The organism is Kovacikia sp. CALU 1929 (assembly GCF_056784235.1).
In genome coordinates this window covers 1-24,573 of the sequence record NZ_JBXBCF010000084.1, presented here as the reverse complement: position 1 = coordinate 24,573, position 24,573 = coordinate 1, and the positions used below count along the sequence as shown (strand labels likewise).

Annotated in this window: 21 protein-coding genes, 1 other RNA gene and 1 pseudogene; 13 read left to right on the top strand and 10 right to left on the bottom strand. The window is 51.2% G+C overall.

Translation table 11 applies throughout. From position 1 onward, the window contains the following. The first annotated feature begins 61 nt into the window (after positions 1–61). The 7 genes from rnpB (at position 62) to AC1S52_RS23160 (ending at position 6,822) form a co-directional block, all read left to right on the top strand. An RNA gene (gene rnpB, locus AC1S52_RS23190) (RNase P RNA component class A) lies at positions 62–518 on the top strand. Positions 519–738: 220 nt separating this feature from the next. Next, positions 739–1,308, top strand: a complete 570-nt coding sequence (locus AC1S52_RS23185; RefSeq protein WP_482031406.1) for a cyclic nucleotide-binding domain-containing protein — start codon at positions 739–741, stop codon at positions 1,306–1,308. Between the two features lie 409 nt (positions 1,309–1,717). Continuing rightward, complete coding sequence (locus AC1S52_RS23180; RefSeq protein WP_482031405.1) at positions 1,718–2,008, top strand: DUF2288 domain-containing protein; 291 nt, start codon at positions 1,718–1,720, stop codon at positions 2,006–2,008. Between the two features lie 73 nt (positions 2,009–2,081). Beyond that, positions 2,082–2,447, top strand: coding sequence for a hypothetical protein (locus tag AC1S52_RS23175; protein WP_482031404.1), 366 nt, complete (start codon positions 2,082–2,084; stop codon positions 2,445–2,447). A 229-nt stretch (positions 2,448–2,676) separates the two neighbouring features. Next, on the top strand, positions 2,677–3,963 hold the full coding sequence (locus tag AC1S52_RS23170; protein WP_482031403.1) for a BMP family lipoprotein: 1,287 nt from the start codon (positions 2,677–2,679) through the stop codon (positions 3,961–3,963). Positions 3,964–4,000: 37 nt separating this feature from the next. Then, positions 4,001–5,821, top strand: a complete 1,821-nt coding sequence (locus AC1S52_RS23165) for an ABC transporter ATP-binding protein (protein WP_482031402.1) — start codon at positions 4,001–4,003, stop codon at positions 5,819–5,821. Positions 5,822–5,946: 125 nt separating this feature from the next. Then, positions 5,947–6,822 carry an SDR family oxidoreductase gene (locus tag AC1S52_RS23160; protein WP_482031401.1) on the top strand — a complete coding sequence of 292 codons (876 nt, stop codon included), beginning with the start codon at positions 5,947–5,949 and terminating at the stop codon, positions 6,820–6,822. Between the two features lie 75 nt (positions 6,823–6,897). On the opposite strand, the gene AC1S52_RS23155 is transcribed toward AC1S52_RS23160, so the two are convergent. Then, the gene (locus AC1S52_RS23155; RefSeq protein WP_482031400.1) at positions 6,898–7,956 is read right to left on the bottom strand and encodes a potassium channel family protein; all 1,059 of its coding nucleotides are present in this window, start codon (positions 7,954–7,956) and stop codon (positions 6,898–6,900) included. A 561-nt stretch (positions 7,957–8,517) separates the two neighbouring features. On the opposite strand from AC1S52_RS23155, the gene AC1S52_RS23150 reads away from it, so the two are divergent. Together AC1S52_RS23150 and AC1S52_RS23145 are read left to right on the top strand one after the other, a co-directional pair. Beyond that, on the top strand, positions 8,518–9,855 hold the full coding sequence (locus tag AC1S52_RS23150) for a four-carbon acid sugar kinase family protein (protein ID WP_482031399.1): 1,338 nt from the start codon (positions 8,518–8,520) through the stop codon (positions 9,853–9,855). Positions 9,856–9,891: 36 nt separating this feature from the next. Beyond that, complete coding sequence (locus AC1S52_RS23145; protein ID WP_482031398.1) at positions 9,892–10,770, top strand: 2-hydroxy-3-oxopropionate reductase; 879 nt, start codon at positions 9,892–9,894, stop codon at positions 10,768–10,770. Between the two features lie 326 nt (positions 10,771–11,096). Here the strand turns inward: AC1S52_RS23145 and AC1S52_RS23140 are convergent, their stop codons facing one another. From AC1S52_RS23140 to AC1S52_RS23125, 4 genes are all read right to left on the bottom strand, one after another. Beyond that, entirely contained in the window at positions 11,097–12,467 is a 1,371-nt protein-coding gene (locus tag AC1S52_RS23140) for a hypothetical protein (RefSeq protein ID WP_482031397.1), read from the bottom strand. A gap of 80 nt (positions 12,468–12,547) precedes the next feature. Beyond that, positions 12,548–13,234 carry a hypothetical protein gene (locus AC1S52_RS23135; protein ID WP_482031396.1) on the bottom strand — a complete coding sequence of 229 codons (687 nt, stop codon included), beginning with the start codon at positions 13,232–13,234 and terminating at the stop codon, positions 12,548–12,550. A 322-nt stretch (positions 13,235–13,556) separates the two neighbouring features. Then, positions 13,557–15,230 (bottom strand): SulP family inorganic anion transporter, encoded by a 1,674-nt coding sequence (locus AC1S52_RS23130; RefSeq protein ID WP_482031395.1) that lies wholly within the window; start codon positions 15,228–15,230, stop codon positions 13,557–13,559. 66 nt (positions 15,231–15,296) lie between these two features. After that, positions 15,297–16,229, bottom strand: coding sequence for an HAD family hydrolase (locus AC1S52_RS23125; RefSeq protein ID WP_482031394.1), 933 nt, complete (start codon positions 16,227–16,229; stop codon positions 15,297–15,299). A 781-nt stretch (positions 16,230–17,010) separates the two neighbouring features. Here AC1S52_RS23125 and AC1S52_RS23120 point away from each other — a divergent pair. The 4 genes from AC1S52_RS23120 (at position 17,011) to AC1S52_RS23105 (ending at position 21,080) form a co-directional block, all read left to right on the top strand. After that, positions 17,011–18,453, top strand: a complete 1,443-nt coding sequence (locus AC1S52_RS23120; RefSeq protein ID WP_482028757.1) for a dihydrolipoyl dehydrogenase family protein — start codon at positions 17,011–17,013, stop codon at positions 18,451–18,453. 147 nt (positions 18,454–18,600) lie between these two features. Next, a complete protein-coding gene (gene dut, locus AC1S52_RS23115; RefSeq protein WP_482028756.1) occupies positions 18,601–19,035 on the top strand; it encodes a dUTP diphosphatase in 435 nt (144 codons plus the stop codon). After that, positions 19,032–20,225, top strand: a complete 1,194-nt coding sequence (locus tag AC1S52_RS23110) for a site-specific integrase (protein ID WP_482028755.1) — start codon at positions 19,032–19,034, stop codon at positions 20,223–20,225. The genes dut and AC1S52_RS23110 overlap by 4 nt, the downstream gene beginning before the upstream one ends. Positions 20,226–20,444: 219 nt before the next feature. Next, positions 20,445–21,080, top strand: a complete 636-nt coding sequence (locus AC1S52_RS23105) for a class I SAM-dependent methyltransferase (protein WP_482028754.1) — start codon at positions 20,445–20,447, stop codon at positions 21,078–21,080. A 170-nt stretch (positions 21,081–21,250) separates the two neighbouring features. On the opposite strand, the gene AC1S52_RS23100 is transcribed toward AC1S52_RS23105, so the two are convergent. From AC1S52_RS23100 to AC1S52_RS23080, 5 genes and pseudogenes are all read right to left on the bottom strand, one after another. Beyond that, positions 21,251–21,955 (bottom strand): ROK family protein, encoded by a 705-nt coding sequence (locus AC1S52_RS23100; RefSeq protein WP_482028753.1) that lies wholly within the window; start codon positions 21,953–21,955, stop codon positions 21,251–21,253. Positions 21,956–21,992: 37 nt separating this feature from the next. After that, positions 21,993–22,616, bottom strand: coding sequence for a hypothetical protein (locus AC1S52_RS23095; protein ID WP_482028752.1), 624 nt, complete (start codon positions 22,614–22,616; stop codon positions 21,993–21,995). Positions 22,617–22,784: 168 nt separating this feature from the next. After that, positions 22,785–23,432 (bottom strand): ParA family protein, encoded by a 648-nt coding sequence (locus AC1S52_RS23090; protein WP_482028751.1) that lies wholly within the window; start codon positions 23,430–23,432, stop codon positions 22,785–22,787. 42 nt (positions 23,433–23,474) lie between these two features. Beyond that, positions 23,475–23,810 (bottom strand): hypothetical protein, encoded by a 336-nt coding sequence (locus tag AC1S52_RS23085; RefSeq protein ID WP_482028750.1) that lies wholly within the window; start codon positions 23,808–23,810, stop codon positions 23,475–23,477. A gap of 448 nt (positions 23,811–24,258) precedes the next feature. Further along, positions 24,259–24,537 (bottom strand): annotated as a pseudogene (locus tag AC1S52_RS23080) (transposase); the annotation flags it as partial. Between the last annotated feature and the right edge of the window lie 36 nt (positions 24,538–24,573).

Sequence of the window (24,573 nt, the reverse complement as noted above, 5' to 3'; positions counted from 1 at the left end):
CTCACTCCCTTACTCCCTCACTCCCCACTCCCCCCTTCCCTACACTAGACTGGATCTGGGAAGAGTAGGCGCAGGCGATTGCAGGTGGTTGGGGAGAACCCTCAGCAACTTGAGGAAAGTCCGGGCTTCCCAAAGACCAGACTTGCTGGGTAACGCCCAGTGCGGGTGACCGTGAGGAGAGTGCCACAGAAACATACCGCCGATGGAAAGGCTTAAGGTTACAGGCTAAAGGCTAGATTTCATCCTTTTTTCTTGAGCTTTGAGCGTTTCACAGGTAAGGGTGCAAAGGTGCGGTAAGAGCGTACCAGCAGTATCGAGAGGTGCTGGCTCGGTAAACCCCGGTTGGAAGCAAGGCAGATGGAACCCCGGTTGGTCTTTTACCGGTTCCTTGCAGGCGTAGGATTTCTGCTCCTGCCCGTCCGCTTGAGGCGTTTGGTAACAAGCGTCCCAGATAGATAATCGCCCTTCTCATGCATTGCATCAGAAGAACAGAACCCGGCTTATGTCCTGCTCTTTCCCTGTTCCCGTTTGAACCATTGGATCAACGTTCAGCCCTGGGATTTATAAAACTTTGTTGTTGGGATCAATCTATATATAGATTCGGCAAAGCTGGGGTAACTAATTCTTACAGGAATGTAAACCTGCACTAGGATTAGGTCACGGATAGTCGTCCGTGTCTTTCAGCACGCGCAAGGCTTCTTGGGTGACCGTGTGGATACTCTAATCTCTCCTGCCTTAATGGCAAAAAAATTATCAACTGTGACGGAATCTGCACCTCTATTAGCGGTTAGTGAGCACAAGCGGAGTGGTTTGATTTTGTGCAAGCCCTTCCATGCCGAATTTGCTGGACCCGGTGCAGCAGTGGGTACGCTGGTGGATGATGAGTGTGCGACTGTGATTGCCATTGGTTCCCCGGAAATTATTGAAATGGTTTCCCATGAGGAACGGCAGCGTGCTTATAGCCGCCGAATCCAATGGATTCGCTGGCTCCAGAAAATTACCGATCACTCCGATCCCGTTCAGAGGTTAGAAAAGCTGTTCTCTGGGTTAGAAGCCTTTTTTGGGGATCTGGTTTTAGATAATTTGTCGGACGAAGTGCTGGCTTTGCTGGCAGGTGTATTGCCCCAAACGGTTGCTGTTGCGCGATCGCAATATCGCCCTTTGGGTGCGGTGAGCCAGTCTGAAGCCGGACCCAGTGTGATTGTGCTCAATGCACGCTCCCTTCAAACGTTTAATGGCGGGCATGTGCCAGGTAATATCTGCTCAAGCTACCTCAAAGTCCTTTACAACCTGCCCTGCTCTGCATAAAAAAGGGCGCTAATAGTCTGCCAAGCAGATTTTGAAGGGTTGCGAACCTTTCAAAACCTCGCAAATTGGTTTTTCTGGGTTTGGATTATCAAGCAAAGTCGGTGTCGGTAGGGGCAATGCATTCCATTGCCCCTACGGAACGCAAACAACAGATCTAGAACGCTACCCAGGATTTCAGCCTTTGAGGACTGAGCAGAGTAGCAACGTAAGTTCGGTAATCCTTGTTCAGGCAGTATGGAGTGGAACATATTCCTTTTCTCCATCACTCGGTCAACGGCTGAATGGGAATAGGGAGATGGAATGGCTAGGGAGTCGTAAGCTAGAATTAGCCCTGAACAGAGCAGGTGATAACCTAAAGCGCGCCCATAGGGATTGCCGATCACCTACCACCTACCACCACCGTCCGCTAATGAGTGACCTAAGAGCAACCCTAACAGAATCGCTGGATGAAGCAGAATGGAACTGGCTGGCTCCCCATGCCAAACGAGATTCGGTAATTGTGGTAGAGCAAATACTAGATCTGGTGGATGTTGGGATGGCGATCGCGAGTGATGATGTTGTTTGCGTTCAACGCTGGATCGATGAGTCACTCATCCATAAACCTTCCTCTGCTCAATTAGAACATTGGAACCAGGATCAGTCCAAAAGATTTACTGCTTTGATTGTTCAGCCCTACGTCTTAGTCCAGGAATTTTTGTAAGCGTAAGTTGGAAACGCCTATCCTTTACTAATCAGGAACTGAATTAAATTTTCATTTCTGAATTGAGGTTTCGATGGAACTTGGAACGCAATTGAGCAGACAACGAGTCAAGCATATTGTCAGCAGCTATCAGCTAGAAGGGGATGAAACGGAAACGTTCAACGCTTGCCTGGAAGAGTTGTTGCGTGTCTATCCTGCACCGTTGATTGAGCTGGCATTGGTAGAAGTATTGGTCGAGAGCTGGTTACAAGTACCCATGCCAAAAGGTTGCAAGTACCTGACCAAAGTTGAGGAGCAGTTAAAAGCCTGGGAAGGGCAGGAGATTGTCAGTACGATCGCCCCTGAGCAATTCCAGCAAATTACCGGATTGGATCCAACCCCCATTTTTGGACCGGTTGGAACGCCCGCTTCCCAACCACCCATTCGCCCACTCATTTAGTCTGCCTCACGGCAAAGCCAACCGCCTCAACCCCGTCAAAGGGCACGGGAGCAAGGGCGACCACAACCGTATTTAATCGGCTGCAATGTTACTTCGGATACTTTTCTGAATGGTGCGATCGCCATTAATGGAAAAGCAAGAATTGGGTGAATTGCCTTCAGGAAAGGTTTTAACCTTTGAAGGCATTGATCTATAACGCTGAACCTCGTGTGGTATTGAGTAGTGAACCATGAACATCCGACCCAAGAATTCTGACAAATCCATGAGTAATTCTCTCAACCCGATCGTTTTCTCATCCGTTGTACGTTCCTGCTCATTCATTAAACGCTTCTGGTATATAGCGGCTCTGGGGGCGATCGTCAGCTCCTGTAGCAATCCAACCCCCACTGCATCCCCCTCACCCCAGGCAGAGGGGAACGACTTCACCGTTGGTATGGTCATCGTGGGTCCCAGAAATGATGGTGGTTGGAATCAGGCTCACTATGAGGGCATGCAAGAGGTTGCTGAAGACCTCAAGATCAAGTTTGAATATGTGGATAAGGTCAACCCTGGCGATCGCCCCAACGTAAAGGGTGTTCAGGTTGCAGATGATCTAATTGCTAAAGGCGCAAAAATGATCATTTTTAACTCTGATGACTTTAAGGATGATGCCCTTGAAGCTGCCCAAAAGCACCCGGAAATTCCCATCATCCATGCTTCTGGCGACTATTCCTGGAAAGAAGGTAAGAATTACAAGAATCAATCCAACCTGATTAACATCATGGGGCGCATGGAGTACGGCAAAATGATTGCCGGATGCGCCGCTGCCCTGGGTACCGAAACCGGCAAAATTGGCTACCTTGGACCCCTGATTAACGATGAAACTCGCCGCTACTCCGCCGCTGCTTACCTGGGTGCCCGCTATTGTTGGGAAAATTACTTGAAGAAGAAACCAGAGGATCTGGAGTTTAAGGTTACCTGGATTGGCTTCTGGTTTAACATTCCTGGTAAAACCCTGGATCCCACCAAGGTCGCTGATGACTACTACAACGGTGGATACGATGTCGTAATGTCAGGCATTGATACCCCGGAAGCCGCCGTCCAAGGAAAAAAAGCGGCAGATGCAGGTAGGCCCGTAAGGTACGTCCACTATGATTTGAAGACGGGCTGTGAACTTGCCCCCGATATTTGTCTTGGAGTTCCCTACTATAACTGGGCGTTGCCGTACACCGATGCCGTGCAGAAAGCTATGAATGGACAGAAACCCGATGAGTTTGTCTGGCTGGGTCCCAACTGGAAAGACATTAACGCGGCTGACTCGATGATTGGTTTCCTGCCAGGGAATGCCCTCGGTGACAAGAAGCAGTACATTGATCAGTTCATCAAAGGCATGGGAGATGGCAGCATTAACCTCTACAAAGGTCCGATCGCCCTCCAGGATGGCACTGAGTATGTCAAAGCCAATGAGGTTGCTACGGATCAGCAGATCTGGTACCTCCCCCAACTGCTAGCAGGGATGGAAGGACCGAGTAAGTAGCGCTACAGTTAGAAGGCGTACTTTTTCCGTTGGTGGCATGGCGGATTCCTACCTCTCAGAAATCTCTCGAAAACGCCCGATGCGGGAAACTGACTGGCGTTTATTCTCCCGCCTGATTCCCTATGGCATGCGGCAGCGGCGGCTATTTATGTTTTCGATGCTGCTGCTGGTTCCCTCCTCGATCGCCGGAGCCGTTCAGCCCATCCTGGTCGGACAGGCTGTTTCGCTGATTGGGCAGGAGTCAACTGCCTGGGAGTTTTTGCGCCAGTTGCCTTTATCGACTGGAATCAATATTCTGGCTGGGTTGCTACTGTTTACCCTGTTGGTGCGGGGCATTCTGGATGCGTGGCAGGGGTTCCTGGTGCAAAAGGTGGGGCAGCAGATCACCGCTGATATTCGGGATGACCTGTTTTACCATGTCACCTCCCTGGCAATGCGCTTCTTTGACCGCACGCCAGTTGGCAGGTTGATTACTCGCCTTACCAGTGATGTAGAAGCCCTGGGGGATGTGTTTTCGACGGGGGCGATCGGCATTATTGGCGATCTGTTTTCCATCCTGGTGTTGGTTGTCTTCATGTTTTTCCAGCAGTGGCAACTGGCGCTGCTGCTGGTCGTCATGTTGCTGCCCGTTACAGTGCTGATCATTTACTTTCAGAACCAGTACCGGAAGGCGAACTACCGCGCCAGGGAAGAACTATCTGCCCTCAATTCGATGCTGCAAGAAAATATTGTCGGCATTGGCGTGGTGCAGTTATTTCGACGGGAAGCCTTTAATGCCGATCTGTTTCGCACTGTTAACCAGCGCTACATCAAGGAAGTCGATCGCACCATTTTCCACGATTCAGCCATTTCGTCAACTCTGGAATGGATTTCGCTGGTGGCGATCGCGGGAGTCCTCTGGCTCGGCGGCATCTTCATCCTGGATGGCACCCTGGACTTTGGTTTGCTAGCCACGTTTATTCTGTTTGCCCAGCGCTTATTTGACCCCCTGCGGCAGTTTGCCGAAAAGTTTACGGCAATCCAGGCGGGGCTGACCGCGATTGAACGGGTGAGCGACGTTCTGAGGGAACCGATTGAGATCCGTGACTCGGAAACGCCGCAATCGTTTGCCCCCCAAACCGATATCATGACGGGCGAAATTCGATTTGAGCATGTTTCGTTTGGCTACAAGCCCGATGAATACGTCCTCAAAGACCTGAATTTTGTGATTCATCCCGGCGAGAAGGTGGCGCTTGTGGGTCCGACAGGTGCAGGCAAAAGTTCCATTATTCGCCTGCTCAGTCGCCTTTATGAGGCGACCGAAGGGCGCATCCTGGTTGATGGTATTGACATTCGCGAATTACCCCAGACGGAACTCCGCCGTCATATTGGTGTCATTCTCCAGGATGGGTTTGTGTTTGCAGGAGATGTCAAGAGCAATATTACCTTGGGCGAAACCTATCCCTTTGAGGTCATTCAGGCAGCGGCTCACAGTACCAATGTCGATCGCCTGATTGAGCAACTCCCCCAGGGCTACGATACACTTTTGCGAGAACGGGGTGCTAACCTGTCCGGGGGGCAAAAACAACTCCTGGCATTTGCCCGTGCAGCCATCCGTAACCCGCGTATTCTGGTACTGGATGAAGCGACCGCCAGCCTGGATGTGGGTACCGAGGCACTAATTCAAGAAGCTTTAGATCGCCTGTTGGTCGGCAGAACGGCAATTATTATTGCGCATCGACTGTCTACGATTCGGAACTGCGATCGCATCCTCGTGCTCAAACGTGGTCGATTGGTTGAATCGGGCAGTCATGAAGAGTTATTGGCACAGGGTGGATTGTACGCCAGTCTCTATCAGCTACAAATGCTGGAAACTTAGAAGCGTTTGATGATTAGTTTTTAGTGGTTAATCATAGATGTGAAGGCGATGCTGCAACAACTAAAAGCCAATGGTTAAATAGTTTCTTATGCTTAAGCGCAATCATTCAGACATTTAAGTTCCCTATGCAAAAACTCCTTGTTACAGGAGCCAGTGGCTTTCTTGGCTGGAACCTTTGTCACGTTGCCGCTCCTGACTGGGACATTTACGGCACCTATTTCTCCCGTGCCGCTCCGATTCCGGGGACAACCCTGCTCAAAGCTGACCTGCGCCAGTTTCAGGCTCTGAAAGACCTGTTCCAAACCGTTCAACCCGATGCTGTGATTCATCTGGCAGCCCAGGCAAGGCTCGATCGCTGCCAGACTGAACCCGAAGCATCCTATCTACTCAATGTCACCCTTGCCTGCAATGTGGCAGGTTTATGTGCTGACTATGGCATTCCCTGCGCCTTTACCTCTACCGACCAGGTGTTTGATGGCTTAAATCCGCCCTACCGGGAAACTGATCCTGTCTCGCCCATTCAACGCTACGGCGAACAAAAGGCACTCGCAGAACAGGAAGTTCTAAAACGTTACCCCAAAACCGCTGTTTGCCGGATGCCACTCATGTTTGGGGCGGTTCCTGCCACTGCCAGTAGCTTTCTGCAACCCTTCATCCAAACCCTGAGGGCAGGACGAGCGTTAAACCTGTTTGTTGATGAGATCCGCACTCCTGTGAGTGGCACAACCGCCGCCAGGGGACTGCTGCTGGCACTCCAAACAGCACAGGGCTTGCTCCACCTGGGCGGCAGAGAGCGCATCTCCCGCTATGACTTTGGACAGTTAATGGTGGAAGTCCTGGAGTTGCCTGATAGGGGCATCATAGCCTCCCGCCAGCAAGACTTTAAGACATCCGCCCCCCGTCCACCCGATGTTTCCCTCGACAGTTCCAAAGCCTTTGCCCTGGGCTACACTCCCCCCTCCATCCGAGAAGAACTAGCTCAATTGAAAGGCAAGGTTTGACAGGGTACTAGGGGGAGTTGACCCTCTAATGACTACAACTAAAAACCAACAACCTGTTTACGTCACCCCTCACCCCTATTTCCGATGCCTTGCTCCGCGATATTGCATCTTTGGCTTCACGGTGTAATCTGTCATAAATCTAGGCATGTCACCTTGATGTCCCATCACAATGACAGTGTCACCCTCATGCAGGAATACTTCACGTCCGGGATGGATGATAGTGGTGCCATCTGCTCGACATAGGGCGACGACCAGAAAGGTGCCCCGCCCTCGCACTTCAACGGTGCCAACACTGGTGCCAACAAGCTGGGAACCTGCTGGAATGACCAGTTCATCCATTTGCAGGTCAATCTGAGCCAACAGTTCATTCAGTGTCTTGCGCCCATCGCTCTCCTGCAAAAAGTTGAGGGAGGCAGGGTGAGTGATAATGTGGGACAGGCGCAAAGCGCCAATTTCTGCTGGTAAAACAACGTGGTCTGCCCCTGCCTGACGCAGTTTCTTTTCGGTCGAGGGAAACTCACCTCGTGCGACGATGATCAGCTCAGAGTTGAGGTTGCGGGCAGTTAGGGTAATAAAGACATTGATGGCATCGTCCGGCAAAACGCTTGCCAGCACCTTTGCCCGTTCAATCCCAGCACTTTCCAGAATAACTTCATCAGCGGCGTTGCCCAGGCGGACAAGATAGCCCCTGGCTTCGGCGGCGGCGATGCGATCGGGATTGCTGTCCAGAACAACGAAGGGCATTCGGGCTTCAACCAATTTACGCGCTAGAATTTGCCCAATGCGTCCAAATCCGCAGATGATGACATGCTCCTTTAAACTTGCAATTTCTCGCGTCATGCGTCTTGCTCCTAGGGCGCGGTTGAATTCTCCTTCTGTGACCACTTGGATGAATCCACCCACAATGTAAACAACCGACACATAACCAGCCACGATGACCAGCATCGTAAATACCCTCAGTGTCGGAGTCATTGGTCCAATTTCACCAAAGCCAACCCCAAAAACGGTAATGATCACCATATAGATGGAGTCAATCAGGCTCCAACCGGAAAGGACGTAACCGGTGACTGCCATGATCGCGATCAGCAGAAAACAGACGACCCCAGTCAGAATATTTTTAATTGATTGCCGCATAGGGTTGGAGTTGGACTGAATGGGGTGAAATCTCCACTGTCGAGTATGAATCAAATAAATGTTAAAGCCTGTCCGAAAATTTTCTACCTTAGTGCTGCACGATCGCAGTTAAGGCTTGTCGGATAGGCTTTAAGAATCGCTACAGGTTTTTCCAGGTAGAAAGCAGTCTCTATTAAAAGTCAGGTCAGCACCAAGTTTTGTATTGCTAAAGCCAATTATCCAACTGTGCAACCAGAGCGTTCACCCTGGGGTTCATAACACCCCGTAGGGTTAGGTTAAACAACACCTTCACCGATTTGACTGGCTAATAGCTATTAGCCAACAGCTATAGCAGTTCTCAGCTTTGTGCGGTACGTTCTTGGTCATTGGTCATTGGTCATTGGTCATTGGTCATTGGTCATTGGTCATTGGTCGCCCACAAAGGACTAAGGACTAATGACTCATAACAAACCACTAGCTTGTACCACATCAGCATGAGAACCGCTGTATAAGCCTATTGCAGTATTTCGTAACGGCTCCTTACCGTGTTAATCTTCATGTGCAAGCGATCGCCCTCCACCCATGACAAAACCGAAAATTATTGTTCTGGACGATGACCCGACGGGTTCTCAAACGGTGCATAGTTGTCTGCTGTTGATGCAGTGGGATGTGGAAACGTTGCGCTTGGGGTTGGCAGATGAGGCACCGATTTTCTTTGTGCTGACCAATACTAGGGCATTAACCCCAGACAAAGCAGCAATGGTGACGCGGGAAGTTTGCCGCAATTTGAAGCAGGCGATCGCTCTGGAAACCATTCACGATTTTCTCGTGGTTAGCCGCTCTGACTCAACGCTACGGGGGCATTACCCAATTGAAACCGATGTCATTGCTGAGGAATTGGGTCCCTTTGATGCCCACTTCCTCACGCCTGCCTTTTTTGAGGGAGGGCGCACCACCCGCGATAGTATTCATTACCTTAAGGTGAATGGGGTTGATACCCCCGTTCATGAAACGGAATTTGCCCAGGACTCGGTGTTTGGCTACCACCACAGCTACCTGCCAGATTACGTGGAAGAAAAGACCCAAGGGCAAATTTCAGCTCCTTCGGTCGAGCGCTTTTTGTTAGCAGACATTCGTTCAGGGGTATTGGAACGGTTAATGCATCTGCACGATAACCAGTGTGGTGTCGTGGATGGCGAAACCCAGGCAGATTTGAACCAGTTTGCGGCGGATGTGCTGACTGCCGCTGCTCAAGGCAAACGCCTTCTGTTTCGCAGTGCTGCCAGCCTGCTGACTGCCCTTGCCGCCCTCCCGCCCCAAGCGATCGCCCCAGAAGACATGGCAACCTATGTTCGTAACGGTAAACCCGGTGCAATCATCGTCGGTTCCCATGTTCAAAAAACCACCGAGCAACTGAAGAAACTTCTGCAAGAACCTGGCACGGTTGGTGTTGAAGTAGACGTTGCCCAATTGCTAGAGCAAACGGGCGATCCACAAGCCGCTTTACTGACCAAGACCGTGCAACAGGTGAATCAAATCCATGCCGCAGGAAAAACCCCCGTTGTCTACACCAGCCGCCAGGAGCTAACTTTTGAGGATACCCAGAGCCGTTTAGATTTTGGGGAATCCGTCTCCGCATTACTGATGGATATCTTGCGTCACCTACCCAATGACATTGGGTTTCTCATCAGCAAAGGTGGCATTACCTCAAACGATACCCTTAGCAAAGGACTGGCACTTAGAACCGCAAACCTCTTGGGGCAGGTATTACCCGGTGTTTCGATGGTCCGAACCCCAGCAGAGCACCCTCAATTTCCCAATTTACCCGTTGTGCTGTTCCCCGGTAATGTGGGGGATGCCAATGCTCTGGCAACCGTGTATCAACGATTGAATAAAAGCGAAGCCCAGGCTTCTGGATAATAGTTTTCTGCTCACCTTCTCACGCTTCATCCGACTATGCAACAGATTGGATTCATCGGGCTTGGCATCATGGGCAAGCCAATGGCGCGGAACTTGCTCAAAGCGGGCTATTCCCTGGTTGTTTATAACCGCAGCCGATCGCCAATCGAAGAACTGGCAGCAGCAGGAGCATCGGTGGCAGAGTCGCCCAGGGAAGTTGCTCAGCAAACAGATGTGGTAATTACTTGCGTCTCCGACTCGCCCGACGTGGAAGCTATTGTGTTGGGCAGCGATGGCATCATGGCAGGGGCAAAACCAGGAATGCTCTACGTGGATATGTCTACCATTGCCCCTGCCACTGCCCGTAAAGTTTACCAGGCGTTGAAAGCAAAAGGGGTGGATGCGCTGGATGCCCCCATCTCTGGGGGAGACATTGGGGCACAGCAAGGAACCTTATCCATCATGGTGGGTGGGGATGAATCTGCTTTTGAAAGCGTGCTGCCCATCCTTCAGGTGATGGGAAAAAACATAGTCTACATGGGTGCAGCGGGAGCAGGACAGGTCACCAAAGCCTGCAATCAAATCGTCGTTTCCCTGACCATTCAGGCAGTGGCAGAAGCACTGACCTTTGCCCGGAAATCGGGAGTGGATGCGGCAAAGGTGAGAGAAGCACTACTGGGTGGGTTTGCCCAAAGCCGTATTCTGGAAGTTCACGGTCAACGCATGCTGGAGGGCAACTTTCAGCCAGGGTTTAAGCTCGATCTGCACCGGAAGGATATGAATATTGTGTTGCAAACGGGACGGGAGATCCATCTGCCCCTGTTGGGAACCGCCCAGGTCACAAGCTTGATGGATGCACTGTTGGCTCAGGGCAAAGGCGATCTGGATAACTCAGCATTGATTACGTTGTATGAGATGCTGGCTGGCGATCTGTAGGATGACTGCTTGATGGCAGCAGTTTTGCGCCAGGGGGTGGGGAGAGGAGGAGAGGAGGGATGGGTACTCATTCACTCTCCAGGTTGGGATTGAACGATTTAGAAGCGCAAATCGCTCAAAGGGTAGACCGGAGATTCTGCCATTGGAGGGAGAATGAATTTATTGAATGCACAAGCATCAATTCCATACAAACCCTTACAGACGTAATAACCAGTTCTTTATGAGGCTGCACTGAACACGGGGCTTAAACCCCTTGCCTTAAAGCGATTGGAGACTGCTGTATAGCCTTCATTGCCGAAAATGATAAACATTGAATTTATTCTGGATCAAAATTGCCAAGATAATCCCAGTTGCACACCTTGACTACGGAGATTTAAGCCGTTATCCCCTTCAAATCGACCTTGTTTGACGAACTCGATTTGATTGAACCGATAAGCCAACCGCAGCGCAAAACTGCTTGAAAACTTCCAATCGACTCCGGCATAAAGGTTGTAATACTGTTTGAGATTGCCGCCTCCCAGATTAGAGGTGTCGCCTCTGAAGAAAAAGGCGAATTTATCGCTCAACATGAGTTTGGCAGTTCCCCCTAGCATTGGGTTGATCCCACTCCCGCTGAATTCAAAGCTGGGCCCTCGCTCAAACTCAACACTTTGGAACACGGAGAGATAGCGAAAACCTGCCAAGGCTTCAAAGGAAATTGCCGGATAGTACTGAGTTGGATCGGCGGGATTCGTGATCCTTCTGAAGGGGACGGTTAAGAAGCGATAACTGGCTCCCAGCGCGAAGGACGATAGGGTATTTCGTGTATCGATCTGGAACCCTGGAATGGGGACTTCAAAGCGATCGCGGAAGGTAAGGGTGCCCCCGTTGCTACTGCCCCGAAACCCTGAATTGACATACAACCCTTCAGAAACGATGCCAAAGTTCCCGTTCCAGGCTTGCAACCGCCCCGATACACCAAAAATATTGGTGAGTCTTGCCCTGACATCAGAGAGTCTGGCATTCACATTTAAATTAATCCCTGCGTTGCCTAAAATTCTCCCCGGACTTCCCCCCGGACGATTGGGAAACAGGAGATTTCTACCTCTGCCAAAGAAGATGTCACCTTGCACGTCGAGGGGCAGAAAGAGGTAAGGCTCAAAATCAAACCGCCAACCGGGGGGAGGAATCAGGGGATTGTTAACAGATTGGTTGGTTGTGACATCTTTCGCATCTGATGAACTGTCAGTCGGAGTCGGGTTCTCTATGTGAGCGGGTGTTTCTTGCGCGATGTGCTGAGGAGTACTCGCTCCCCATAAATCACTGGACTGTTTGCTAATGTTCTGTGTAGCCGGAGCCACTTCAAGCACTTTGGTTGAGGGTGCTGGCGCTATTTCCTGGACTGACTGGTTTTGATAGTTGATGTTCTCGGTTGCCAAAAGAACTTCAGAAACAGTGGGCACAGAATCGGTTGACGGGGGGGGTGGAATGGATTGTTCCGTAGGAGCTACAGGGGATAATTCTACTTTTGGGGATAGAGGGGGTGGTTCCGTTAGTGCAGGTTCTAATGCTCTGGCGGTTGTACTACATAAAGTCATTGACAGATTAAAAAGCAGCGTACCCAATAGGCTGAGTTGAAATCGGTTGAGTTGCCGTACCCCACGGCTGCGCGATCGCTGCTTCTTTTTAACGATCTCATTAATGATCTCAGTCTTCATCGATTGATCCTCACACACATGAAATTTCTATTTATTGATAAAGATAATGCGTCAATCCCCAAGGTCAGAAACTCGTTGAATCAATCTTCTGTTGGCTTGGCTTCAGGCTTATTTCGATAATGGGCGATCAGAATGTAGACGCTGATCAACAGAATCCATAGGGGAAAGAATAGAAAGACCCATCCCACTCGATCAATCTGCCTGAGTCTGAAAATCATAATGGCTGCCAGAAGATACCCCAACAGCGCCATCCAACGGGGAATCGCTCCAGTCCGAATGAAGAGAGAACTGGTTGAAATCATAAAGACCCCCGCCATTTTAGTGGCGTAGGTATGCATGAGACTGCGCGAAAAAGCCCAACCCAGGGCATAAATACTGGAAGTGATCAGGCGTTCGGGCTGAGTTTGATACAGGAAGATGATCGTACTGGTTGATGCACCAGTAATGAACAACATGACCAGAAAGAGCAGCCCGCTGCCAAAAAATACAGTGGCGAAGAACTGATCCTCCTCGTCTCCCAGGTGATCACGCACTACACCCATAAACCAGAGGAAAGCGATCCCAGCAAAGGGAATCAGGTTGAATGAGAGCAGCAAGGTACTACTATTCGTAGTCAGCCATGCCATGCTATCGCGAGGCTTTTCAGGCAGAGTATTCAGTAAAAGAACGAGGGAAATGAAGATCAAAACCGCAAATAGAATGCCTGCGATCGCAGCGGCTTTGGGTGCCTTCAGACGGGCGTAGATTCGTAATTTCTCTTGCGCCATAGCGGCTTCTGAGGTAAATGGATTGAAATAAACCTTATGGTTCAGACAGCGGATTGCAAAACTTCAGCAAATTTATCCTCGGATATTATCATTCTGGCTTCTCTTTCATTCCATACCCTGTTAATTCATCAGGTATTAGTTAACTTAGTAACAAACTCTAGTTTTATAAGAATCAGAATCTTGTAAAAATTAGAATCATAAAAAGGTTCAACCGCTATGAGAAGCAAAATTAAATATATTTTAGATATTAATTGACAGTTAACAACTGGGTATTGAACTTTAGTGAGAAAAGCAATTTCTGAATAGTCTTCTGAATCCAGGGCTATACCTCTTCCCGCTTGTTTGTCTTCAGTTGAAACTCTTTTGTGACCTCGCGATTAGTGTTATAGATCTGAGCATCACTGATGTGGTGTAGTAAATCGTAAGTTTTTAGTAATTGATAAATGGGTTGGCTAACCCGAGTCATGGCAAAGTGAATGTGGTGATGTTTCAGCCATTCAATCGTTTGCTCTAATGACTCAGATCCAGTTACGTCAATATCACTGATGGCTTCTGCATCTAACACAAACCATTGCACAGGTGGATCAGAGGTTTCTACCAGGTCTTGAATCTGTTTCTTAAAAAACTCCGCATTGGGAAAAATCAGAGCAGAACTGAAGCGATAGATCAGCAAACCCGGAATTGGGGAGGCTTCGGGATAGCGGGATGCCGCAACGAAGCGGTCTTTCCCAGGCGCACCGACTAGAACAGCCGTAGTCGGTTGGGCTGCCCGCCGTAACAAATCAATCATGGACAGAATAAAGGCAATCAACACCGCATGAATGGGTCCCAAAATCAGGACGCTGAGCAGGCAAGCGATCGCAATCCAAAACTCAGACCGCCGCACCCTAAACAACTCTTTCAGTTCACCCACTTCGATCAATTTAATCACAGCATTAGCCACGATTCCCGCCAGAGCGGCGCTGGGTAGAAGTGCTAATTGTTTGGTAAAAAACACCACCACCGCCGTCACGACGATCGCCCCTACTACACTAGGAACTTGGCTACAGGAACCGCTACTTTCCATCGCAGCAGTCCGAGAGGCACTGGCACCGATCGCCAAACCGCCCGTCAAACCAGAGGCCAAATTGGCTGCTCCGTAGGCAAACATTTCCTGGTCGGGCTGCACTGAATAGCCCCATTTTTGGCCGTATTTACGTGCCAGAAGCAACCCTTCTGCCAGGGTGATGCCACATACCGCTAGGGCAGTGGGTAACAAATCACCGAAATCGCTCACAGTGACTTGAGGAATCGTCAGTGTGGGTAGCCCCGCCGGAATTTCACCCAACACCTTGACACCTTTTTGCTCCAGATGAAATGCAGCCACCAGTACGGTCATCATCACCAATGCCACCAGTGCTCCCGGAACCCGTGGCGCTACTCGTTTCAGCAAGTAAATGATGACGATACTGCCAACGCCGATCGCTACCGTATAGAGATTGGCTTCAAACACCTGGCTGATCAGCTCGAACACTTCTCGGAACCAGCCTTCTGCTTCCACCGAAATGCCCATAATTTGTTTGATCTGGCTGGTCAACACCTTAATCCCCAGCCCTGAAATTAAGCCTGCTAGCACCGCTTTGGAGAGAAAGTTTGCCAGAAACCCCAGCTTGAAAAACCAAAACAGAAAAAAGATCAGGGCACATAGAATCGCCACAGCATAAGCCAGTTGCAGGTAGCGGGGATCGTCAGGAGCCGCTAACCCCGGCAATGAGGATCCCAGGAGGGCTGCGATCGCGGCATCGGGACTGGCGACAACTTGACGAGAGGTACAGAAAATTACATAGACAATCAGGGGCAGAACGGCAGAATACAATCCGACCGTTGCCGGGAGTCCAGCGACTTGGGCATAGCCAATATTCAACGGAATGATCAAGGCGACAAGGGTTACTCCCGCCAAAATCTCGGCAGGTAAATCGGACTGGTTAACCCCTCGTAACCCCTGAAAAAGCTGCATAACTTTCTGCTTTTTTTCTAGCTAAGTGGGCAGATTGAATTGATATGCATGGGTATTACAACCACGTCATTGAAAGGCAAATATTTGTTGCCAATCTCGCTTCATATCGATCACAACCCACCCTGACTGCTCGGCATCGACCAGTGCTTGCTTGAGGCTGCTCATTCCCCCGTGGTCGTAGGCAAATTCGCGATCGCCGTCTGTATGCCGCACGATCATTCCCAGGGTTTCTCCTGATCCTGCCGTTGTCCATTGCAACATCTGCAAATCGCCATCCGAGTTGCCAAAGGCGGCGATCGGTCGTTTACCAATATAATGCTGAATCGCGGCAGGTTTGCCTGCTTTGTCATTGAAGAAATAGAGTTCTGGTAATCTCAAAATTACAGGTTTGTCATCGCGCAGTTCATACTTCGTCTTGTTACTGCTACCAATTACCTGCTCTGGGGGAACACCATAAATCTGCTCCGCACAGGACCGCATAAACTCGACTCCACCGCCGGAGACAATAAAGGTTTTGAACCCATTGGCCCGCAGGTAAGCGAGGAGTTCTATCATCGGCTGGTACACCAACTCCGGGTAAGGTCGTTTCAGGGTGGGATGTCGGGCTGTGGCAAGCCAATCTTTCGTGATCGCGGCAAACTCATCCGTTGTCATCCCCGCGTGGGTCGCCATCACCAGTTCCACCAGTGCGGGTTCGCCTGCCGCCAGTGCTGCTTTCAAGTCCCCTTTCAGCACCGAGGCAAACGGCTCCTGGGTCTGCCACTCCGGGTGCTGGGGTGCCAGTTGCTGGACGCGATCGAAGACGAAGAACGCCTGCACATACAGCGGTTGCTCTACCCAAAGCGTACCGTCATTGTCGAACACCGCAATGCGATCGCTGGGTGTCACAAAGGATGGGCTGTTCGGTGTGGTCACTGTTGCCACAAAATTGAGGATTGCCTGTTTGGCAACCCCATCATTCCAGGAAGGGAGGGGATCTGTCATAGAAGCATTGGTCATTGGTTATTGGTCATTGGTTATTGGTCATTGGTTATTGGTTTAATACTTTAGGTAAGTAATAAATAGTGACCAATGACGCGATGTGTGACTTTGTATAGAACCCTTGTAAAGACGACCCACCCTTCGGGAATCAAGCTACACCCTAGCCCTCTCCCAAGGGGCTACCGTGTATACAGATCTTGGCTTCGTTGGAATCTGGCTCTGGGGGACTTCCCCCCAGTCCGCCGCCGCTTGGGATCCTACCTCCCCCAAACCCCCCGTTCGCGTAGCGTCTCCACAGGAGTTAAGGGTCTGACGCTGAGTCTTCAAGTCTAGCTCGACGAAAATCGGTCGCAGATTGCCTCAAATCTAAAAACAACCGTTCCCCTTGTCACCCGTTTGCCCTTGCTTGAAGACCCAAGCGGACGAATGGTGCCATTGACGCCGAGATTGCATCGTTTTGGAGGGGGTGCGGGGGACGCAACCTGTTTTACGAGTGAGAACTGACAAAGCTTGCCTCGTATTCTCACCCGTAAAATCCTCTGCTACGGGGGGGTGGGGGGGCAGCCCCCCAAGCAGGATTCTGCTAACCCACCGTCAATGCTGCGATCACCTACCGATTCAACTTTCACGACTTGTGTATACACCGTAGCCCAAGGGGCGAGGGAAACAGAAATGTCCAAAGCCGTTCTCCTTGGGGAGAAAGGTTGGGATGAGGGCAAATTAGTTGCACATCCCGCTAGTACTCACCGCCCATAAACTCCTCACCCCTCACTCCTCACTCCCCCGCTCCTTCCCCCCTATGCCCGTTGACTACGATCTGCTTGTAATTGGCAACAGCACGGCTGGAATTTATGCAGCGGTTGAGGCTGCCCGCTTAAAGGCGCGGGTGGCTTTGATCACCCAGGAAATTTCATCATCAAGCCCATCTGGCTGGCTCGATCACTCTGTCCTGCAAGAAGTTGGAAGGACAATTCGCCAGGCACGACGGGCTGAACAGCTTGGGATTTGGATGGCTCCTGGTGCGTTACAACCAGGGTGGCTAGAACGGGCACAGCAATGGAGCAGGATTGTGTCAGAAACAATCGATTCCCTTCATTCTCCGGCGGTGCTTTCCTCGTTGGGGGTAGAGGTGATTGAGGGGCAGGGTGAGTTTTGCCGCAAGCCGACTCCTGGATTTGCTGTGAATGGGCGACATCTGCGATCGCGCACCTACCTGCTGGCGACCCATTGCAAGCCAGTGCTGCCAGCGATTGATGGGCTGTTTACCACTGGCTATCTCACGGCTGAAACTGTCCTCCAAAAAATGGACTTATCCCGGCAGATACCGGGTTTCCTGGTGATCATAGGGGCGAGTCCAGTTGGGCTGGAATTGGCACAGACCCTTGCCCGTGCTGGGTGGCAGGTGACGCTGGTCGATCCCGCTGCCCGAATTCTGCCCCAGTTTGATCTGGAGGCTGCACGTCTGCTCCAGGCACAGCTAGAGGCAGAGGGCATCCAAATTTTGACTGAAACTTCTGTGACCCAGGTGAAGCAGATCCAGGGCAAGAAGTGGGTGCAGGTGGGCAATCAGGCAATGGAGGTGGATGAAATTGTCCTGGCAACGGGATGGGAAGCGGATGTCGCCACTCTCAACTTAGCTGCTGTGGGAGTGGATCCCAGCCTGCGGGTGAATCAAAAACTTCAGACCACCAATCCCCGGATTTATGCCTGTATTGGGGAGAGCGATCGCCAGAATACCCCCCATCTCACCCTTGCCCAGGCCAGGGTTGCCCTCAAAAATGCCCTGTTTCTGCCCTTGACCAAGTTTAGCGATCGCACCATTCCCCGCGTGGTTTATACCGACCCGGAATTAGTCCAGATTGGACTAACGGAGCTTCAGGCAGTGGAACAGTACGGCAAAGATGTGGTCATCCTGAGCCAACCCTTTCAAAGCGTGCCAAAAGCTCAGATTCAGGCAGAAACCACCGGGTTTTGCAAATTCATCCTGCGCCGCAATGGCGAAATTTTGGGGGCACAGCTCGTCGGAGCGCTGGCAAGTGAGATGATGGGAGCGATCGCCCTCGCCATGCAGAACCGTCTCAAAATTCAAGCCCTGGCAACGCTGGTGCAACCCTCTCCCACCCTGGCTGACATCATTTCCCAGACTGCCCATGAATGGCAGCGGCAGCGATTGGAACGCAATCCGGGGCGGCAAGATTTCCTAGAGGGATTCTTTAACTGGCGGCGATCGCATTCCAGGTGAAGTCAGTCATAACAATTCGAGCGATCTCTTTTAGAAAGCGTGGATAGCGTAGAATAGCACTGAATTTAAGCATAGAACCTCTACTCGATATCTCCGGAGTCCCTGAGATTTCGGGGAGCTAAAATCTCCTAACTTCGTACCAATCCGATGGAATATCTGCTTAAGGTCAAACGGTTGAGTGACCATGCCCGCTTACCGGAATATGCCCACCCAGGCGATGCTGGGTTAGATTTGTTTTCGACACTGGAAACGGTGATAAATCCTGGCGAAAGCGCTTTAATTCCAACGGGAATCAGTATTCAACTGCCACCTTATACAGAAGCCCAGGTGAGACCCCGCAGTGGACTGGCGCTCAAGCATCAGGTGACGGTTCTAAACACACCGGGGACGATTGATGAAGGCTACCGGGGAGAAGTGGGCGTTATTTTAATCAATCATGGCAAATTACCGTTTTCAGTTGCGATCGGTATGAAAATTGCTCAGATGGTGATTAAACCGATTCTGAATGTTCGGGTTGAAGAAGTTCCCGATCTGGATGCCACCAGGCGGGGAGCAGGAGGGTTTGGCTCAACCGGCGTATGACAAATCCTAAGCCCTCGATTGATAGCCGGATTGAGCAGGTCAATCAACGATTGAAAGCGGCAAAAATGGGGCTACAAATTGAACGTCGAGGGGAAAAGCTAAATCTGCGGGGCACCCTGCCACCCCGTCCCGGCAGTTTAAAAATGAAACCCCATCAGCAACGGTTGGGGTTGGGACTGCCCGCCACTTCTGCTGGGTTAAAGCAGGCAGAACAGGAAGTGAAGGTGATTGCGGCTCAACTGATTCAAAAAACCTTTGACTGGCGACACTACGCGGTTGGTCCAGGGTGGGGGCGGCTGGATCAGATGGAATTGGCGCAACAGATTGAAGCCTTTAAGCAGTCCTTTTTGATGGAACTCAAGCGATCGGGCAATCCTGCCTCTGCCAGAACCACCTGGGAAAGTGCCTATGCCCCTTACCTGAGAAAGCTGGAGGCGATCGCCCAAACCAACCCCCGGCTTAGCCTACTAGAAACCATCTACGCCACCGTCCGCTCTACAGAAGTTAACTCCCGTAGTCGCCAGGTATGCTGCACCGCCTTAAGTGCCTTTGCCGCCTTTGTCAGCCTGGAGTTGCCCCTTGATTTGAAGGAATACTGGGGGGAGTACGGTAACAGCCGCACCCAGTTCCGCGATCTACCCTCCGATGAACTGATCGTGGATACCTGGAAAACCATTCCAAACCCGGCATGGCAGTTTGTTTATGGTGTCATGGCAACCTATGGGCTAAGGAATCATGAAGTATTTTTCTGTGACTACTCAAGCTTGACCAGGGGCGATCGCGAAGCCACCGTCCGGGTTCTTGCCACTACCAAAACAGGCGACCATGAAGTTTGGCCCTTCTATCCCGAATGGGTAGACCAGTTTAATTTGCGGGAAATCAATTTACCCCAGATTCAAACCGATCTCACCCGTACCACCCTGCAACGAATTGGGCAGCGGGTGACCTCCCAATTTCGACGTTACGGTCTGCCCTTTTCTCCCTATAACCTGCGCCACGCCTGGGCAGTCCGCACCATTCACTTTGGCTTACCCGATACCGTCGCCGCCCGCATGATGGGGCACTCTGTCGCTGTCCATACCCGCACCTATCACCAGTGGATCACCCGTCGAGATCAGCAACAGGCAGTGGAAGCGGCATTGAGTCGGAGCCAGTTACAGGCACCGGGAAGGGTGAGGGGTGAGGAGTGAGGAGTAGGTCATTGGTCATTGGTCATTGGTCATTCATTGGTTGTCGGGTAGGATAGGCAGTGTGCAATAACTGTTAGCGCCCCGGTTTCTGACAAAATCATTCGGTTGATAGAACAGGCTTCACAAGAAACCGGGAATCATGGCTTTGCCCATCCTTGAGTTTAGCTACTTAACAGCCTCCGGAAAACGACCCTTCATCCCTCATCCTTCATCCTTCCCATGACCACCATCCTCAGAGACTGGAGTTACCAATATCAGTGGCTATACGACAGCATTTCCTGGCTGGCGGCGCTGGGTGTGGGAGGAGAGGGGCGGTTCCGGCGGCTGGCATTGAAGGGATTGGAAATTTCGCCAGAGACTAAGGTGTTGGATATGTGCTGTGGTGCCGGACCAGCCACCCAGGTGTTGGTGGAGCGATCGCGCCATGTGACCGGACTGGATGCCTCCCCCCATGCTATTGAGCGAGCCAAACAGCGAGTTCCCCAGGCGGACTACGTAGAAGCCTTTGCGGAAAAGATGCCGTTCCCTGAGAATCAGTTTGACCTGGTGCATACCAGCACTGCCCTACACGAAATGGATACCGAACACCTGCAACAGATTTTGCGGGAAGTGTACCGCGTACTGAAACCAGAGGGCATTTTCACCCTGGTCGATTTCCATGCACCCACCAATCCCCTTTACTGGGTTGGAGTCTCCGTATTTTTAGAACTGTTTGAAACAGAAACAGCCTGGGCACTGATCAAAACCGATCTACCAAAACTGCTGGCGGATACCGGCTTCCACCCTGTCCAGCAAACCCTGTATGCCGGTGGTAGTTTGCAAGTAATTCAGGCGGGGAAGGGAGTGAAGGGGTGAGGGGGCGAATTCTCAACTTTCAACTTTCAGCTCCCAACTCCCCTAGGATCCTGGATTTAATCACCCCGCAAACTGTACGGGCGGGTTTAGCAGTCCAGTTTGCCTGGTGCGATGGATTTGACGGTAAAACCCGCCCCTACCCAATTCCGAACTTATTTAATTCTCATTCCCTACTCTCGCCAGAGTGCAATTCCTCCCAACAACCCAGAAATATTAGGCACAATCTTGACGTTAGAAGGTAGCTCAGCGGTGATGTGTTTGGTATTACCGCCACCAATGTAGAGGGTGTCGTAATTGAAAAGAGGTTGAAGGGAGGCGATCGCCCTCAATAGACGGTCATTCCACTTTTTCTTGCCATCCTTATCCATAGCGGCACGTCCCAGTTGTTCTTCATAGGTCGATCCTTTGCGGAACTCGTGGTGTCCCAATTCCAGGTTAGGAATCAAAACACCATTCAGAAACAGGGCAGAGCCGAGTCCAGTCCCCAGCGTAATCACCAGTTCAACGCCTTGCCCAGCAACGGCTCCCAAACCCTGCATATCCGCATCATTGATGACGCGCACGGGCTTTCCCAGACGAGAAGAAAGGGTGCCTCCCAGGTCAAACCCAATCCATGCCGGATCCAGATTGGCAGCCGTCAACGTGACTCCGGCTTTAATTACGCCAGGAAACCCCACGGATACCCGGTCAAATGCCTTATCTGCCGCCAATTGCAACACAATATCAATCACGGAGTCTGGGGTTGCAGGCTGGGGAGTGTCGCGGCGATCGCGATCGACCACTGGATTGCCATCTGTATCCAGCACCATCACTTTGATTCCACTCCCACCAATGTCTACAGTGAGCGTTTGCAGATCCATACTCTTTTGAACCATAGTTTTTTCATTGATAGAGAGCCAACCTCACACCTAACTAATCCACCCAACCCAGATCCTGATCTGACAAATATCCTGGAGATTTCCCCACTGGAAACACCGGGTGAGCCAGTGAGTCGGTTTGCCGCTTGATAATCATTTCCCTCTGGGTCAGAGTGGAGTTGGCTTCTGGGCTGGGAGGGGGAGCCACTACTTTCTCAGGTTCTGGTTCTGGTTGGCTTTGAGCGTCTTCAGACTCCTGCCTCAAACGGGTATTTTCTTCCGCAAGCTGGAGTGCGGCTTTCTTTGCCTGTTCTAGCTCAGTTTTGAGTCCCTCTATTTTTGCCAGATCAGACTTCAAAGACTTCACTAGCGCCTCCTGCTTGCCCAACAGGCTCTGCAATTCGGTAACTTCTTGCTTGAGGGAAGTTTCTCGCTGCTGCGATCGCTCCAGCGCATCTTTCACCTGACCTAGCTCCTCCTCCGTCTCAGAAGTCGGGGGGGGGTCAGCCGGTTCCGTGGGTTTAGACTTTGCCGTACTCGCCCCAGCCTGTTTCCGTGAACGGGATGAGGGGGTGCTTCTGCGCTCTCCATCTGCCCCCTCTGAGGATGCTGTATCTCTTTCCTCGGCTGGCTTCTGTGCCTCCTCTCGCAACAGATCCGATAATCGCTTCCTCGCCATGAATTCCTCCAGTCCTGTTTCGTGATTAGCGGTGCGCTATCCCTCCGCTCCTTCTCCCACTCTACCCTCTCCCTAACCCTTCAGCATTGCCGATTCTAAGGATGAATTTAGCGTTGGATGAATTCAAACTTCGTGCCACTTCATCCTGCTATTCAGCAACATAACCCTTTACCCCTTCCAGTCTCGCTGAATCTCCTCCGCCACTCGCCGGTAATCTGCCTCCGCTTCCCGTGCATTTTTACCCCGCCACTGGGAAACAGCAACCCCATCCAGAGCTGCCCGCTCATGGGCTTTGTATGCTCGGATAAAGGCATTGCAGGCTGGAATACCCAATTCCAGTAGAGTATTTTGGGCTTCCAGAGCTTCATTCAAGCTACGCGGATCCACCCGTGTCAGTAGAACCCGATGGGCAACTTTGCAAGGCATCACCGCTTCCCGCACCGTCTCAATCAGCGCTGCCAGATCCATTGGAGCCGGAGGAGTCGGTAACACGACATAATCTGCGGCAGGAACCACCGCCGCCAGGGCACTAGAGTCTAAAGCAGGGGGAGTATCAACGACCACGACTTCATAGTCTCCCAAATGGCGGAGTTTGCTCAACAGTGCCGGGTCTGTTTCCTTTACCAAATCAAAGTTCATTCCCTTATCACCCCGTTCAACCCACCAGGTCGCTGACCCTTGTGGATCCGCATCGACCAGCAAAACGCGATTTTTCGCAGCAAGGGTGGCTGCCAGGTTAACGGCAGTTGTCGTCTTGCCAACCCCACCCTTGCCGTTCAATACGACCAGGATTTTACTTGGTTTAGACGACTTCATAGGTGCCTCCTTACTGTTCCACGGCTTGACTATACCTTGTTATTAACGATTCGCTTGAACAGTCAAATGAATCTCAACAGAAGCCTGGCTGGAGTAACAGGAGGCATTGAAATAGAGTTTGTATTTCGTCATAGTAAAACATATGTTCACCGGGGACTGCCAATCATGGTGAAACCGAACCAATAGACCTTTTTCACCGATGACCCCATCGACAATATCTGGGCTGTTGGGCAGGCTAATCAGTTGATGCTTGCGCGTGTGATCTGCTTGTTTGCCGGAATAGTAAGCTCTTTGCTCGTCATAATCTTGAGGACGCGGAATCGGTAGCTCCCAGGTATCCACCAGCCGTGCCCCCCCTGGGAACCCGGACAACCACACATCGAGTTCTGCTCGTTCGATTTGTATGTACTGAAAAAAGTACGCAAGGGATTGGAAGTTGCAAAGCAGAAAGGAACCGTCTGTCAGCAGGACTCAGAGCAACATCTGGCAAAACGGCTTATCAAGCAAGGGGTATCATCAACTTACTCCTACTTACGGGCACCTCGATTAATTGGTTTTCTAGCAATTTTCAGTCTCATAACAGTCTCATGGTCAATTGCTGGGCTTCTGCCAGCAAAATCTGCGGCGCATAGAGCGTCTAACCTGACTCAATACCCGATTTTGGGCAGATCTATCCCTCAAGTGGGCGCGTTTGCCAGAACACTAAGCGCAGCAAGTTGTAGGTCAAGTTTTTCAACCCTAACTGCACCTTAGCCCGCTCCCACCCAATCGAGCGCACCAGTTTGCCGCCCATTTGCATCACCCATGCCCCGAAGACATGCTCGACCTAGGCACGGGTTTGAGACCGCTCTCGGTTGGCCGCTTTCTGCTCTACACTCAAGGGGCGATTGCGATAGGCTCGTTCATGGAAGTGGCTGATGAATTTTAAGACGGCTAGCAACCCTTCCAGGGCCACCGACCGATAAGCACTGTCAGCCCATACTTTATCGTCTTCATTGTCGTCATCGAGCACAGTTGTGAAGGCTTGACTATCGTGCACGGCTGCATCGGTCACTGAATAGAGCCGAATAAAGCCATGATCGACATCAATGCTGACGTGATCTTTGTATCCGAAGTAACTCTAGCCGTTATTCATCGTCCA